The organism is Herbaspirillum sp. NPDC087042 (assembly GCF_044745245.1).
Classification (GTDB): Bacteria; Pseudomonadota; Gammaproteobacteria; order Burkholderiales; family Burkholderiaceae_D; genus Herbaspirillum.
Genome location: NZ_JBIUZW010000009.1, coordinates 64,656 through 78,037, shown reverse-complemented (window position 1 = coordinate 78,037; position 13,382 = coordinate 64,656). Strand labels below are relative to the sequence as shown.

The following is a 13,382-nucleotide window of genomic DNA, read 5'->3' as shown; positions in this document are numbered from 1 at the left end:
TCATGATGCCGCCGCTATTGTCGTCGCGTTTTTCGCTGTTTCGTTTCGTCCTGCTCACCGGCTGCCGCCGCTGCCGCACCCGCGTGGAGCGCTGGCGCGCCCAGTTTCCGCTGCGCCACACCAACCTGTCCGAAGGCTTGCGCGCCGCCTGCGGCGCCAGCGCCATGTTGTTGCTGGGCGAGTGGCTGGGCAATCCACTGTTTTCGTGGGCGGCCATTGGCGCCTTCCTGACCAGCCTGGCCGATAGCGCCGGTTCCAACCGGGCCCGGCTGGCCTCGATGGGTGGCTTCGCACTGGCCTCCACCGTGGGCGGCATGGTCGCGGCCACTGCCGCCGGGCTGAGCGTGGAAGCGGGTTTGCTGGCCATCATGGCCTGCGCCGGGGTGGCTGGCTATTCGCGCATCTATGGCGCTGCCGCCGGCCTGGTGCTGATGCTGGCTGCGGGCGTCTCGGCCATCATGGCCGATGCGCCGGTGGTGTTGTGGCCAATCTCGCAAAGCCATGTGCTGATCTATTTCGGCGGTTGCCTGTGGGCGCTGCTGCTGAGCCTGACGGTCTGGCGCATCCACCCCTTCGCGCCGGCACGCCAGGCAGTGGCGCGGGTCTATGGCACGCTGGCCGAGCTGGCCTCCATCGCCGCGGCCACCGACCTGGACGATGTGGCCTACGCCGTCCATGCCGCCGAGCTGGCCGCGCACACGCGCCGTCATGCGCGCTTCGATATCGCCGGTGCGCATCGTGCCCTGGAGGCGGTCGCCGTCGAGCGTACCGAATCGCGTCGCCTGTATGAAAACCTGCTGGTGCGTCTGGCGCGTGCCGGCGACCTGCTCGATGGCATCACGGTCCTGGCCGACCTGCAGCTGACGCATTACCAGGAGCCGCACGCGCGCCAGCGTACCGCGCGTGTGCTGGCCGCCATCGCGCGCCAGTTGCAGGCCATGCAGAGGACCATGAGCCAGGGCGATGCCATCGCCGCCGACGAGGATGCGCGCATCATGTTGCGCCTGCGCCAACTGGTGGCGCGCCTGCCCCGTGGCGCGGGCCGCATGCTGCAGCAGGTCGAGACGCCGCTGGCGGTGGCCGCCAGCGTGGATCCGGCCGACCTGAAACAGGCCGCCCGCGAGGCGGCACTGCAACGCCATGGCCTGGCCGCATTCAGCCATCGCGTGCGCGCCCTGTGGCGCAAGGCCGCCTCGCATGCCCACGCCGGATCGGCCGAGTGGCATCACGCCTGGCGCTGCGCGGCGGCGGCGGGCGCGACCTATCTGATCGTGCATCTGCTGGAATTGCCCTTCGGCTACTGGGCCACCATGGCCACCATGCTGGTGATGCAGCCCAGCATCTCCGATAGCTGGTCGCGCAGCATGGAGCGTGCGGTGGGCAGCGTGGTGGGGGGCGTGCTGGCGGTGGCGGTCTGCCTGGTGGTGCATTCGCCGCTGGCGCTGGCGGTACTGGTGTTCCCGCTGACGGTGCTGACCATGGCCCTGCGCCCGGTCAGCTATGGTCTGTATGCCACCTTCCTCACGCCGGTGTTCGTGCTGGTGGCCGATGTGGCGGGCGATCCGGCGCATCAGTTGTCCAATGCCGCGCTGCGTGCCGGCAACAACGTCATCGGCGCCGTGGTGGCGGTGCTGGCCAGCTACCTGTTCTGGCCGCGCCGGCAGCAGACCGATGCGCGCGCGCAACTGATGCGCATGGCCCAGCTCAACCTGGCCTACCTGGTCGATGCCGTGGCCGCCGACCACGACCCGCAGCAGATGAAGCGCATGCACGCCCATCGGCGCGACGCCTGCGTGGCCAATGTCGAGGCCGGGCTGCTGTTGCAACGCATGGCCCGCGAGCGCGGCTGGGCCGAGCGCGACCAGGGCGCGGGGCGCACGGCCGTTGCACTGTCGCGCCGGCTGGCGGCGGCGGCCAGCCACCTGTGGGCGCATCCGCAAGCACCCTCCCCTGGCCTGCTCGACTGGTTGCGGGCGCTGGCCCTGGCCCTGGAGGCGCATGACCTGGCCGCCCTGCATGACCTGCCGCGTCGCCGCCCGGCGCCGGTGCACCTGGCCCAGGCCGCTGCAGTGGAAACCGCCTGCCTGCTGGTAACAACCCTGGCGGCGGGCCAGGCCAGCTAAGTTATCCACAGGGCGGAAACAAAATCCGCCTGCCCTGTTCGAACCGGAAACCGCTGTTGCCCGCCCTGCTGGCAGCAGCGCCGACCATCCCGGACCGGAAAGGGCGCGCATGAACCTGGATTTTCTCTACAACATCAACGAGGGGCCCTTGCGCTCCGCACTGATCGTCTGCGTCGCAGCGCTGATGGCGCTGGTGCTGGCGGTGATCCTGCATCGCATCGGCATCCTGCTGGTGCGCCGGCTGGCGCGGGGCCATGCCTTTACCGTCACGGCCAGCCAGGTGGCCTTCAACGCCAGCCGGCTGTGCGTGATGCTGTTCATGCTGCGCCTGGTGCTGACGGGCGCACCCGACAACACACCCGGCCTGACCACCGCGTCCTACCTGAGCTCGATTGCGCTGATCCTGGCGCTGACCTGGTTCCTGATGCGTTGCGTGAAGTCGGTCAGCGTCACCGTCGTCAATCTCAATCCTTACGATGTGGCCGACAACCTCAAGGCGCGTCGCATCCTGACCCAGACGCGGGTGCTCTCGCGCAGCGCCTATTTCCTCATCGCCCTGCTGGGCTTGTCCTTCGTGCTGCTGAGCTTGCCGGGGGCGCGCCAGTTCGGCGCCAGCCTGCTGGCCTCGGCGGGGGTGGCCGGCATCGTCGCCGGTATTGCCGCCAAGCCGGTGCTGGGCAATTTCTTCGCCGGCCTGCAGATTGCGTTTTCACAACCGATCCGCATCGATGATGTATTGATCGTCAAGGGCGAATGGGGGCGCGTGGAAGAAATCACCGGGACCTTCGTCGTGGTCAGGATCTGGGATGAGCGGCGCATGATCGTGCCGCTGCAATGGTTCATCGAAAATCCCTTCGAGAACTGGACCCACACCTCCTCCACCATCCTGGGTACGGTGTTCCTGTGGCTGGATTTTTCGGTGCCGGCGCCGGCGGTGCGGGCCGAATTCGAGCGCTTCTGCAAGATCCAGCCGCTCTGGGATGGGCGGGTCTGCGTGATGCACGTCACCGATACCAGCGAACGCACGATGCAACTGCGCCTGCTGGTGTCGGCGCGCGACTCCGGCAGCGCCTTCGACCTGCGTTGCCTGATCCGCGAACACATGATCGCCTTCATCGCGCGCGCGTATCCCCATGCGCTGCCGCGCCTGCGGGCTCAGGTGATGGAAAGCGAGGGGGGCGGCGAGACTGTGGCGGGCGCGACGATGTCCTGAACACGACCGGGAAAAAGGCAGGCGGGCCACACTACCGGCGACCGAGGGGAGAGACTGTCGCTTTCGTGGGCCCGCCTGGGGGGAGACTGGCGCACCGGGATCACCGGTGCGGATGACACCGAGCGCTCATGGCGCCAGGCGTCGTAGGGCAAAACTGATTACAGAGCGCGGCCGTTGGCGTTGCTGACGGCGGTGCCGTTGTCACGGGCTTGCTGGAGCTCGTCTTGCACTTGCTGACGGGTCAGCGTGGAGTGGAAGGGCTTTTCCACCGGATACTGGTCGGTCACGATCATTTCGCCATTGGCGCGGGCTTGTTGCAGTTCAGCGCGCACATCAGCACGGGTCTTGGTGGAGACGAAAGGCTTGTCGGCCGGATATTGGTCGGTGACCAGGATTTCGCCGTTGGCGCGGGCTTGCTTGAGCTCGGCAACCACCTGGGCGCGGGTCTTGGTCGACACGATCTTGGTTTCGGGAGGATACGGTGCTTCGGCCATGGCGGCGCCAACGGCGCTGGTGAGCAACAGGCCTGCGAGCAGGTTCTTGGCAATGTTCTTGGTGTTCATGATCTTTTCCTTGTGAGAGGGAAGATGTGCACTTCAGCCCGTTCCATCTGTGTTGGATCAGTCGCTGTGTGCTGTCATCGTGAAACCAAGTTTAAGGATTGCCGGCGTCAAGAAAAAGGATCCAAACCGGAATACATCATTCCAGAATCCAGAACAATCAGTTTTTTCGTACCAGAATTGGATTTTTGACACTGCAACTGCACATGGGGATAGCCAGAGGAAATGCAATGCCAGAGCGGGAAATGGTTGTGTAAGTGATTGAAATAAAAGGATTAAATAAATAAAAGAGAAGATCCCTGGCCATGGCGGGCAAGTGTTGTTTTGCAACGCCGCAAGGCAATACCTATCGCCTTGATACAAAATGACAATAACTTGTTCAATGGATTTGATAAAGTCATTCTGAGCATCGTTGTATACGATAAGATATAGCGACACAACTAGAGTGAAACACGGCCGGCGCCTCTGCACCTGCCCCTCCCCATGGATGATCCTGCATGAAGACCGCCCTCGCGCTGCGCCACGTGGCCTCCGAAGACCTGGGCCAGCTGGCCCCGCTGCTGACCAAGAACGGCTACCAGATCCGCTATTTCGAGGCGGGCGTGGATGCCTTCGTCGATATCTCGCCGCTGGATGCCGACCTGGTCATCGTGCTGGGCGGCCCGATCGCGGTCTATGACACCGATGCCTATCCCTGGCTGCGCGCCGAGATCGCCTGGTTGCGCGCGCGTATGCTGGAAGACCTGCCCACGCTGGGTATCTGCCTGGGTGCGCAACTGATGGCGGCGGCCCTGCATGCGCGGGTCTATCCCGGTAGCTGCGGCAAGGAGATCGGCTGGGACAGCCTGCAGGCCGGCGAACACCTGGACGAGCTGCCCTGGTTCCGCCAACTGGTGGATCCGCACACGCGCGTGCTGCACTGGCATGGCGATACCTTCGACCTGCCGCGGGGTGCGCGCCATCTGGCGTCGTCCGCGCGCTATCCCAACCAGGCTTTCGCCTGGGGCCGGCATTGCCTGGCCCTGCAATTCCATCCCGAAGTCGATGTGCGCACGGTCGAGCAATGGCTGGTCGGCCACGCGCACGAGATCGCCCACACCCGCAATATCAGCGTGGCCCGCCTGCGGGCCGATGCCCAGCAATACGGGCGTCATTTCGAAGCGGCGGCGCGGCAGTTCTGGCAAGGCTGGCTGCACAGCCTGGACGCCGGCCAGCCGCTGCGCCAGAGCGCCTGAACCCCGCGTTCAGGTACGCGCTGGCGGGCGCGCGCCAATGCCCAGCACCGATGGCAAGGCCTCGGCCAGCACATCGATGACGGCGCGCATGCGTAGCGGCATGTGGCGCATCGGCGGCCATGCCAGGTGCATGTCGATGGCGATATAGGATTCCTTTTCCATGAGCTTGACCAGCCGCCCCGCCTTCACATGTGGCGCGATCAGCCAGCAAGGCAGGCGGGCCAGTCCCGCTCCGGCCACGGCGGCGGCGGTGATGGCATCGAGATCGTCAAAACGCAGTCGGCTGGCCACCGGCGCGGCCCGCACACGGCCCTCTTCATCGCGCATCGGCCAGCCGGCCTCGCGGCCGTAGAGGATGGCGTGATGCTGCGCCAGCTCGGCGAAGCGCCGCGGCCGGCCATGATGGGCCAGGTAGGACGGCGCCGCGCACAGCATCAGGGTCTGCACGCCCAGCTTGCGCGCCACCAGGTTGCTGGTGTCGCTGATCGGACCGCTGCGCAGGACCAGGTCGATGCCCTCCTCGATGAGATCGACACGGCGGTCGGTGAAGGAGGCGGCGATCTCCAGGCGCGGCCAGCGGCGCGCCAGTTCCACCAGCAGCGGCGCCACGCAATTGCGGCCGAACAGCACCGGCATGCTGATCCTGACCTGCCCGGTCGGCTCGCCCTGCTCGGCGCCGACCTGTGCGGCGCCACTCTCCAGCTCCTCCAGTGCGCGCAGGCAGCGCTGGTAGTAGGCACGGCCCTCTTCGGTCAGGCTCTGGCTGCGGGTATTGCGATGGAACAGTCGCACGCCCAGGCGCTGCTCCAGCCGCGCGATGCTTTTGCCCACCGCCGAACGCGATAGGTGCAGCCGCTCGGCGGCGCGCACGAAGCTGCCCGCCTCCACTGCCTGGATGAAGACTGCGATGCCGTTGAAACTGTCCATGCCCATGCTCCCTTGAGGTTGCCAGATGATGCCGCAATGGCTGGCCACGATTGTAGAAAATAATTCGCCAGTCCAGCGAAAATTCACCGCCACTGGTGCATTCATTTCCTCAATAGACTGGTCGCTCCTCTTCCACTCCGGAGGAGCCCCTACAAGGAAATCCCATGCAAAAGCAGATGCGCCGCTGGCGCCTCGACCGGTTCGGCAAGCAGCACCTGGCCATGGAAACCGTGGAGATCCCGCGTCCCGGTCGCGGCGAGATCCTGGTGCGCGTGGCGGCGGTATCGCTGAACTATCGCGACAAGATGAATATCGACAGCGGCAGTGGCGGTGCGCACGTCAACCCGCCGCTGACCCCGGCCTCCGACATGGCCGGCGAGGTCGTGGCTGTCGGTGAGGAGGTGAGCCGCTTCGCCGGTGGCGAGCGCGTGATCTCCACCTTCTGGGGTGGCTGGATCGATGGCGCCTGGCCTGAACACGCCGTGGCACTGGGCGCGCCGGGACCGGGCATGCTGGCCGAGTACGTCGTGCTGCATCAGGACTGGGCCGTGGCCGCACCGGCCGCGCTGGATGATATCCAGGCCAGCACCCTGCCCTGCGCCGGCCTCACCGCCTGGACGGCCTTGATCGAACACGGCCACCTGCACGCCGGCCAGACCGTGGTGGTGCAAGGCACCGGCGGCGTTGCGCTGTTTGGCCTGCAGCTGGCGGTGGCACATGGGGCGCGCACCATCGTCATTTCCGGTGACGATGCCAAGCTCGAACGGGCTCGCGCCCTGGGAGCGACCCATGGCATCCATCGCCTGCGCCAGCCCGAATGGCAGCACGCCGTGCGTGAGCTGACCCAGGGCCGGGGTGCGGATCATGTGCTGGAGATGGCCGGTGGCGACAACCTGGATCGTTCCCTGCAGGCGCTCAGGCAAGGCGGACGCGTGTCACTGATCGGCCTGCTGGGCGAGGCCCGCGTGCAGGCGGCCAGTCCGCCGCTGCTGCTGGGGCGGCATGTGGTGCAGGGCATCGGCGTGGGCCACCGGCGCGCGCTCGAAGACCTGGTGCGCGCGGCCGACCAGCTGGCCCTGGCACCGGTGATCGATGAACAGTACGGCTTTGCGCAACTGCCGCAAGCGCTCGATCACCTGGAGCGTGGCCCCTTCGGCAAGCTGGTGCTGCGGCTGGACCGCTGATCAGCCCGCGTTGCCGGCGGCCAGGAGGCCGGCGCGCTGCGCCATCACCCGGGCCAGTACCTGCGTGCCGGCGCCGAAATCCTGCAGGTCCATGGCCTCGTCCGGGTTGTGGCTGCCATGGGCGTTGCGCACGAACAGCATGGCCGTGGCGATGCCCTGGTTGGCAAACAGCGCGGCGTCATGGCCTGCGCCGCTGGGCAGGCGACGATGCGGCAATTGCATCGCGCTGATGGTATCGGCCAGCGCATCCTGCAGGCTCGCATCCATCTGTGCCGGCTGGCTGCCGGTGCGCTCACCCAGTTCGAAGCGCACGCCGTGGCGCGCCTCGGCCTGGCGCACCGCTTCCAGCAGGTGTGCCTCCATGCGTTGCAGGCTGGTCGTGCTGCGCGAGCGGATATCGACGCCGAAGCTGACCAGCCCGGCGACCTTGCTGATATCGGCCTGCGCCGCATCGGTATAGACCTGGCCGATGGTCAGGGTGAGTTCTTCGCCGGCTTCTTCCATGCCGGCCCAATCCTGTTGCAGGCGCGTGATGACTTCGGCCAGCGCGACCACGGCATCGCGGCGGTGGCTGCGCGGCGTCGCGCCCGAATGCGCATAGTCACCCAGCACGCGCGCATGGCGATAGCGCAGGCTGCCGCAGATGCCGGTGACCACGCCCAGCGGTTCGCCGGCTTCCACCAGCACCGGGCCCTGCTCGATATGCAATTCGAGGAAGCAGGCAATGGCCGCCGCCGACAGGTGGGCCTGGCCGGCCGCGAGATCCTCGGCGCGGCCGCCACATTCCTGCAGGTGCGCGCGCAGGCTGCGGCGGGTATCCAGGCGCAGGATCTCCAGCGCATCGGGGGGCAACAGGCCGAAGGCCGATTTGCTGCCGATATAGGAGACCGGGAACCAGGCGCTCTCTTCCGCGCGTATCCCCATCACGGTGACATCGCATTGTGGCTGCCGGCCTGCGGCCACCCACCCTGCCAGTACCGCCAGGCCCGCGACCACGCCGGCGGCGCCATCGTAGTTGCCGCCGCGCGGCACCGAATCCAGGTGCGAGCCGGTCATCACCGCGGGCGCACTGCGATCGCGGCCCGGCAGGGTCAGGTAGAGATTGCAGGCGGCGTCGGTACGGACTTCCAGTCCCAGTGCGCGGGCCGTCTCGGCCATCAGGGCGTGGGCGCGTTCTTCGCCGGCGCCATAGGTGTCACGGGTGATGCCGGTGTCCGGGCCATGCAGGGCGTCGTTGTCCTGGCGCAATTGGGCGAACAGGCGCGCTGCCAGCGGCAGGTCGGGCGCGATGTCGGAGGGCGTGGTGCGGGTGTCCATGAGGTCGTGTGAGATAAGCGTCGATGTTGATGCAGGAAAACCAGGCCCATTGTGTAGCAAAAGCCAAGCCAGCACTTGCCCTGCCTTGCTTGCGGGCGTGTTCTTTCTTGCCGTGGTCGACATCGTCGCACAGCAAGTCGCGCCATCGGTGAAGTCCGCAATGAGCGCTTGTCCGACATGACGCGGCCGTTTGCCCGCCTATAGTGGTGGCACGGACAGGCGAAACCCGTTCGCCATTCCTGTGACAGCAAACGACAGCAAGGAGGTAGAAAAATGAAAGCACGTCATATCCTGATCCCGTCCCTGTTCCTCGCCCTGGCCGGCAGCGCCATGGCCCAGTCCACCGCGCCGGCAGCGGCCACGGCGGGTACGCCATCGAGTGACCCGTTCGTGCAGAAGCGCCAGGCTGATGCCGACGCCAAGGCCCAGTACAAGCAACAGCAGAAGGCTGCCAAGCAGGAGTACAAGGCCGACCGCAAGGCCGCCAAGGCCCAGCTGAAGCAGGAGAAGATGGATTCCACCGCCCAGCGCAACGAGGCACTGGCCACCTCTCCTGCATCCAAGACTGACAACAGTCACTGATCCCGGTGAGCTAGCGTGATGGATGCCCCGGCCCCGGCCCCGGCCAAGGCCGGGGCCTTTGCTTGTGATGATGCGGCGAGGAAGCCTTCCATGGCGCTGACCAGGGCGAGCGGTGTCTCGTTCATCGGGTAGTGACCGGCGTTGGCCAGGATCTCGACGGTGGCCAGGGGATAGCGTCGGAGATAGGTCCGGGCCATCAGGTCGGCATGGAAGCTGGGATCGTGCTCCCCCACGAGAACCTTGAGCGGATGTCCTCCGCTGATCTCGTCGCTGAAGTCGGTCTTGGCCCATGCCTGCAGGTAGGCCGCGAACGCTTCCCGGGTGCTGTGCGTGGCCGAATAGGCTGCCTTCCATGCGACCCAGGATGCGGGCAAGCGCCCGCCGGTGCTACGGTCGATGATGGTGTGGCGATTCTCCACATGCACGGCCGCATCGGCGAGCAAGCGCCACGTCGCGGCATCGTATGACATGCCGCCGCAAGGCACCGGCGCGATAGCGACGAGCGAGCGCACCCGATCGGGCGCGCGGATGGCAATGCGTTCGATGGCCATGCCGCCCATCGAATGGCCCACCAGGCTGAAGGCATCGACGCCCAGCGCATCTGCCAGCGTGAGCGCATCGGAGGCTATCTCGTCGATCGTGTAGGCGCCGGGGCTATCCTGCATGCCACCATAGCCGCGATAGTCCATGAAGACGTAGCTGAAAGCCTGCTGGTCCAGCCATGGCTCGATGGGTTCGAACGCGCGGGCGTCACCGAACCAGCCGTGCAGGACAAGGACAACGTGGGGGCCATGCCCCACGCGATGAAAAGTGTTGGACATCGAGACTCCGACAAGAAAGGGATAGGGGTATCCGCAGGCGTGGGGCCCCCTTCCGGGGAAGCCTATCGAGTTCACGCAAGCGATGCGAAGGATCGTAATCCGGACGATAGACGGGCGCCTTCGGTAGCGGGCCATCCGCTGTAGAATCCGGGCCATGCGAAACACCCTGGTTGATCCCTATGAAGACATTGCGCGTAGCGTGGTCGTGACGGCCAACGACTACGCCTCTGGCTTGTCGTTTCCTGTCCATACGCACCGGCGCGGCCAGTTCGCGTTCGCCTCGCGCGGCACCATCAGCGTCGCTACCCCGCAAGGCCGTTGGCTGGTGCCGCCGCAGCGTGCCTGCTGGGTGCCGGCCGGGATCTCCCACGAGATGACCATGAGCGGACCGGTCACCATGCTCAACGTCTTCGTGTCACCGGAGCAAGCGCAGGCCGAGCAATTGCCCGACCATTGTTGCGTCTACGGCGTGTCGGCACTGCTGAGGCATTTGCTCGACGAGGCCATCGATTTGCCCGCCATGTATGACGTGCAGGGGCGCGCCGGCAAGCTGATGAATCTGCTGGTGGCGGAGATCGCGGCGATGTCGCCCCTGTCGCTGCATGCGCCGTTGCCCAGCGATGCGCGTCTGGCGCGCGCATGCCGGTGGCTGTTTGCTGCGCCGTCGATCGGCGTCGGGCTCGACATGATGGCCGCCGAAGCGGGATTGAGCCGGAGAAGCTTTACCCGGCTGTTCCGGGAGCAGACCGGCGTGAGCTTTGCACAGTGGCGCCAGCAGGCCTGCCTGCTGATCGCCATCGAGCGCCTGAGTGGCGGGCAAGCGGTGACCCGGGTCGCACTGGACCTGGGCTACGCCAGTCCCAGCGCATTCTCGTCTGCATTCCGGCGTGTGCTGGGCGATACGCCGAGCCGCTATCTGGCGGGACGTCCGGCCTCATGAGGCCGGCGTGGCCTGGCGCGTGAGAGCGCCGGAGCGACTGCAATGCGCGCCGGCAAGGCCTGCAACAGCCAGTCGATGAACACGCGCAGGCGCTGGCTCACATGGCGGTTCTGCGGATAGACCACATGGAAGGGATAGGGCTGGGGTCGCCAGTCCGCCAGGATCTCCACCAGCGCCCCGCTCTCCAGCGCCGCACCGGCGGCATAGCCGAAGGTCTGGATGATGCCCAGTCCGGCGACGGCTGCCGCCAGGTGCGCATTGCTCTCGTTGATGCCGATGCGATGCACCACCTTGATCTCCACCTGTTCGCCATGGCGTTCGAAGCGGAACGGAAAGGCGCGGCCACTCTGCGAAGACAGGTAGCTGATGAGCTTGTGGCCGTTCTTCAATTCATCCGGATAGGCCGGTGTGCCGAACTGCTTCAGGTAGCCGGGCGTGGCGCAGGTGATCAGGTGGGCCTGGCCGATGGCGCGCGCCACCAGCGATGAATTGTCCAGCGCGCCGCCCCGGATGACGCAGTCGATGTTCTCGCCGATCAGGTCGGCCGAGCGGTCCGAGACCCCCAGGTCGATGCGGATGTCGGGATAGCGCGCCATGAAATCGGGCAATGCCGGGATGAGCACGTCACGCGCCGTCGAGCCGCCCACGTCGATGCGCAGCTGTCCCTTGGGCTTGCTGCGGGCGATGTCGAAGGAGGTGTCGATATCGTCGAGGTCGCGCAGCAGGCGCGTGGTCTTCTCATAGTAGTCGCGCCCTTCGGGCGTCACCGTCACGCGCCGCGTGGTCCGCTGCAGCAGGCGCACGCCCAGGTGCGCCTCCAGGTCCTGCACCAGCTTGCTCAGGGTGGCATTGGGCATGTCCAGCGAGTCGGCCGCCCGCGTGAAACTACCCGCCTCCACTACCCGAGCAAAGCCACGTATGGCGACCAGTTGATCCATGTTCTTCCTCTCCCCTGCCCTGTCCGAATGTAATGGCGGCTGCCTTGATTATCCATGCTCATGGATAGTGAATTCGATTTTACATTCTTTATTCATAAACGGTGGATCGCTAAAGTGGCTACATCCCTGAACGACAAGGCGCCGCAAGCAGATCACGGCGCGCCAGTCGGCCCGGGCTACCCCATCCATCGCATGACCCGACAACGTAAAGGAGCACTACCATGAACAAGCAACTCAACGGCAAGATCGCACTGGTTACCGGCGGCACCACCGGCATTGGCCTGGCCACCGCACAGGAATTGGCCGCCCAGGGCGCCCGCGTCTTCATCACCGGCCGCCGCCAGGCCGAGCTCGACGCCGCCGTCGCCAGCATCGGCGCCGCTGCCACGGGCATCCGTGCCGATGCCTCCGTGCTGGCTGACCTGGACGCCGTGTACGCCCAGATCGCCCAGAGCGCCGGCAAGCTCGACATCCTCTTCGCCAACGCTGGCGGCGGCGACATGATGCCGCTGGGCGCCATCACCGAAGAACACTTCGACCGCATCTTCGGCACCAATGTGCGCGGCGTGCTGTTCACCGTGCAGAAGGCCCTGCCGCTGCTGGTCGATGGCGCCTCGGTGGTGCTGACGGCCTCCACCGTCTCCATCCAGGGGACCGCCAACTTCAGCGTCTACAGCGCCAGCAAGGCGGCCGTGCGCAACTTCGCCCGCTCCTGGGCGCTGGACCTGAAGGACCGTGGCATCCGCGTCAACGTCGTCAGCCCCGGCCCGATCCGTACCCCCGGCCTGGGCGGCCTGGTCCCCGACGAGTCGCGTCAGGGCCTGTTCGACTTCCTCGCCGCGCAGGTACCGCTGGGCCGTCTGGGCGAACCGCAGGAAATCGGCAAGGCTGTGGCCTTCCTGGCGTCGGATGCAGCCAGCTTCGTCAACGGCATCGAGCTCTTCGTCGATGGAGGCATGGCACAGGTGTGATGCAGCTGGCGGGGAGGATGGTCGGTGCGCCCTCTGCTCTTCCCCGCCCTGCGTTCGCCCTTGGCCGCGATGCCCATGCGCATGCGACATCTCGTTTCCACCCTATCCCTGGCCGGTGTGCTGGCGCTGTTGACAGCGCCTGTCGCGCCGGCTGCTTCAGCCCAGGAGTCTTCCATGCATCTCACCAGTGACGCCACGGTCGACGTGGCACAGGCGCAGGCCTTGATGGACCTGCATTTCGCGATCTGGAACGAGCCCGATGCGCAACGTCGCAACGCGCTCTTCGCCCAGGTCTATACCGAGGATTTCGTCGTCGCCGATTACCAGGCCAAGGCCGTGGGCCACGCTGCGGTGGGCCAGTTGCTGCAACGGCTCCAGGACCAGCATCCGGGGTTTTCCTTCAAGGCGCAGCCGGTCGCCTGGAACCACGGCCTGGGCCGCGTGACCTGGACCTTCGGCCCGCCCGACCAGCCCGGCCTGATCCATGGCGAGGACATCTTCACCATCCGTGATGGCAAGCTGGCCAGCGCCTTCGTCTTCCTCGACTCACTTCCTTCCCGGTAATCCGCTT

General features: G+C 66.3%; 13 protein-coding genes. 8 read left to right on the top strand and 5 right to left on the bottom strand.

The window, feature by feature from the left end; all coding sequences use genetic code 11:
* Positions 1-2: 2 nt before the first annotated feature.
* Both ACIPHN_RS13815 and ACIPHN_RS13810 read left to right on the top strand, forming a co-directional pair.
* A complete protein-coding gene (locus ACIPHN_RS13815; RefSeq protein WP_400437021.1) occupies positions 3-2,123 on the top strand; it encodes an FUSC family protein in 2,121 nt (706 codons plus the stop codon).
* Positions 2,124-2,232: 109 nt separating this feature from the next.
* Entirely contained in the window at positions 2,233-3,336 is a 1,104-nt protein-coding gene (locus ACIPHN_RS13810) for a mechanosensitive ion channel family protein (protein ID WP_400437019.1), read from the top strand.
* A gap of 158 nt (positions 3,337-3,494) precedes the next feature.
* On the opposite strand, the gene ACIPHN_RS13805 is transcribed toward ACIPHN_RS13810, so the two are convergent.
* On the bottom strand, positions 3,495-3,899 hold the full coding sequence (locus tag ACIPHN_RS13805; protein WP_400437017.1) for a DUF4148 domain-containing protein: 405 nt from the start codon (positions 3,897-3,899) through the stop codon (positions 3,495-3,497).
* A gap of 494 nt (positions 3,900-4,393) precedes the next feature.
* On the opposite strand from ACIPHN_RS13805, the gene ACIPHN_RS13800 reads away from it, so the two are divergent.
* Positions 4,394-5,131: a glutamine amidotransferase gene (locus ACIPHN_RS13800; protein ID WP_400437015.1), complete on the top strand. Its 738-nt coding sequence runs from the start codon at positions 4,394-4,396 to the stop codon at positions 5,129-5,131.
* Between the two features lie 9 nt (positions 5,132-5,140).
* Here ACIPHN_RS13800 and ACIPHN_RS13795 read toward each other — a convergent pair whose 3' ends face one another.
* On the bottom strand, positions 5,141-6,058 hold the full coding sequence (locus tag ACIPHN_RS13795; RefSeq protein WP_400437013.1) for a LysR family transcriptional regulator: 918 nt from the start codon (positions 6,056-6,058) through the stop codon (positions 5,141-5,143).
* A gap of 164 nt (positions 6,059-6,222) precedes the next feature.
* Between ACIPHN_RS13795 and ACIPHN_RS13790 the strand changes: the two genes are divergently transcribed.
* Positions 6,223-7,242 (top strand): NAD(P)-dependent alcohol dehydrogenase, encoded by a 1,020-nt coding sequence (locus tag ACIPHN_RS13790; protein WP_400437011.1) that lies wholly within the window; start codon positions 6,223-6,225, stop codon positions 7,240-7,242.
* Here the strand turns inward: ACIPHN_RS13790 and ACIPHN_RS13785 are convergent, their stop codons facing one another.
* Entirely contained in the window at positions 7,243-8,559 is a 1,317-nt protein-coding gene (locus ACIPHN_RS13785; RefSeq protein WP_400437009.1) for a Zn-dependent hydrolase, read from the bottom strand.
* Positions 8,560-8,832: 273 nt separating this feature from the next.
* Between ACIPHN_RS13785 and ACIPHN_RS13780 the strand changes: the two genes are divergently transcribed.
* Complete coding sequence (locus tag ACIPHN_RS13780) at positions 8,833-9,141, top strand: hypothetical protein (RefSeq protein WP_400437007.1); 309 nt, start codon at positions 8,833-8,835, stop codon at positions 9,139-9,141.
* On the opposite strand, the gene ACIPHN_RS13775 is transcribed toward ACIPHN_RS13780, so the two are convergent.
* Positions 9,135-9,962: an alpha/beta fold hydrolase gene (locus tag ACIPHN_RS13775; RefSeq protein ID WP_400437005.1), complete on the bottom strand. Its 828-nt coding sequence runs from the start codon at positions 9,960-9,962 to the stop codon at positions 9,135-9,137. The genes ACIPHN_RS13780 and ACIPHN_RS13775 overlap by 7 nt on opposite strands.
* A 154-nt stretch (positions 9,963-10,116) precedes the next feature.
* On the opposite strand from ACIPHN_RS13775, the gene ACIPHN_RS13770 reads away from it, so the two are divergent.
* Positions 10,117-10,902 carry an AraC family transcriptional regulator gene (locus ACIPHN_RS13770; protein ID WP_400437003.1) on the top strand — a complete coding sequence of 262 codons (786 nt, stop codon included), beginning with the start codon at positions 10,117-10,119 and terminating at the stop codon, positions 10,900-10,902.
* On the opposite strand, the gene ACIPHN_RS13765 is transcribed toward ACIPHN_RS13770, so the two are convergent.
* On the bottom strand, positions 10,875-11,840 hold the full coding sequence (locus ACIPHN_RS13765; RefSeq protein WP_400437001.1) for a LysR family transcriptional regulator: 966 nt from the start codon (positions 11,838-11,840) through the stop codon (positions 10,875-10,877). The two genes, ACIPHN_RS13770 and ACIPHN_RS13765, sit on opposite strands and share 28 nt — an antisense overlap.
* Positions 11,841-12,061: 221 nt before the next feature.
* Between ACIPHN_RS13765 and ACIPHN_RS13760 the strand changes: the two genes are divergently transcribed.
* Both ACIPHN_RS13760 and ACIPHN_RS13755 read left to right on the top strand, forming a co-directional pair.
* The gene (locus ACIPHN_RS13760) at positions 12,062-12,811 is read left to right on the top strand and encodes an SDR family oxidoreductase (RefSeq protein ID WP_198982322.1); all 750 of its coding nucleotides are present in this window, start codon (positions 12,062-12,064) and stop codon (positions 12,809-12,811) included.
* A gap of 174 nt (positions 12,812-12,985) precedes the next feature.
* Positions 12,986-13,375 (top strand): nuclear transport factor 2 family protein, encoded by a 390-nt coding sequence (locus ACIPHN_RS13755; RefSeq protein WP_400436999.1) that lies wholly within the window; start codon positions 12,986-12,988, stop codon positions 13,373-13,375.
* Positions 13,376-13,382: the final 7 nt, after the last annotated feature.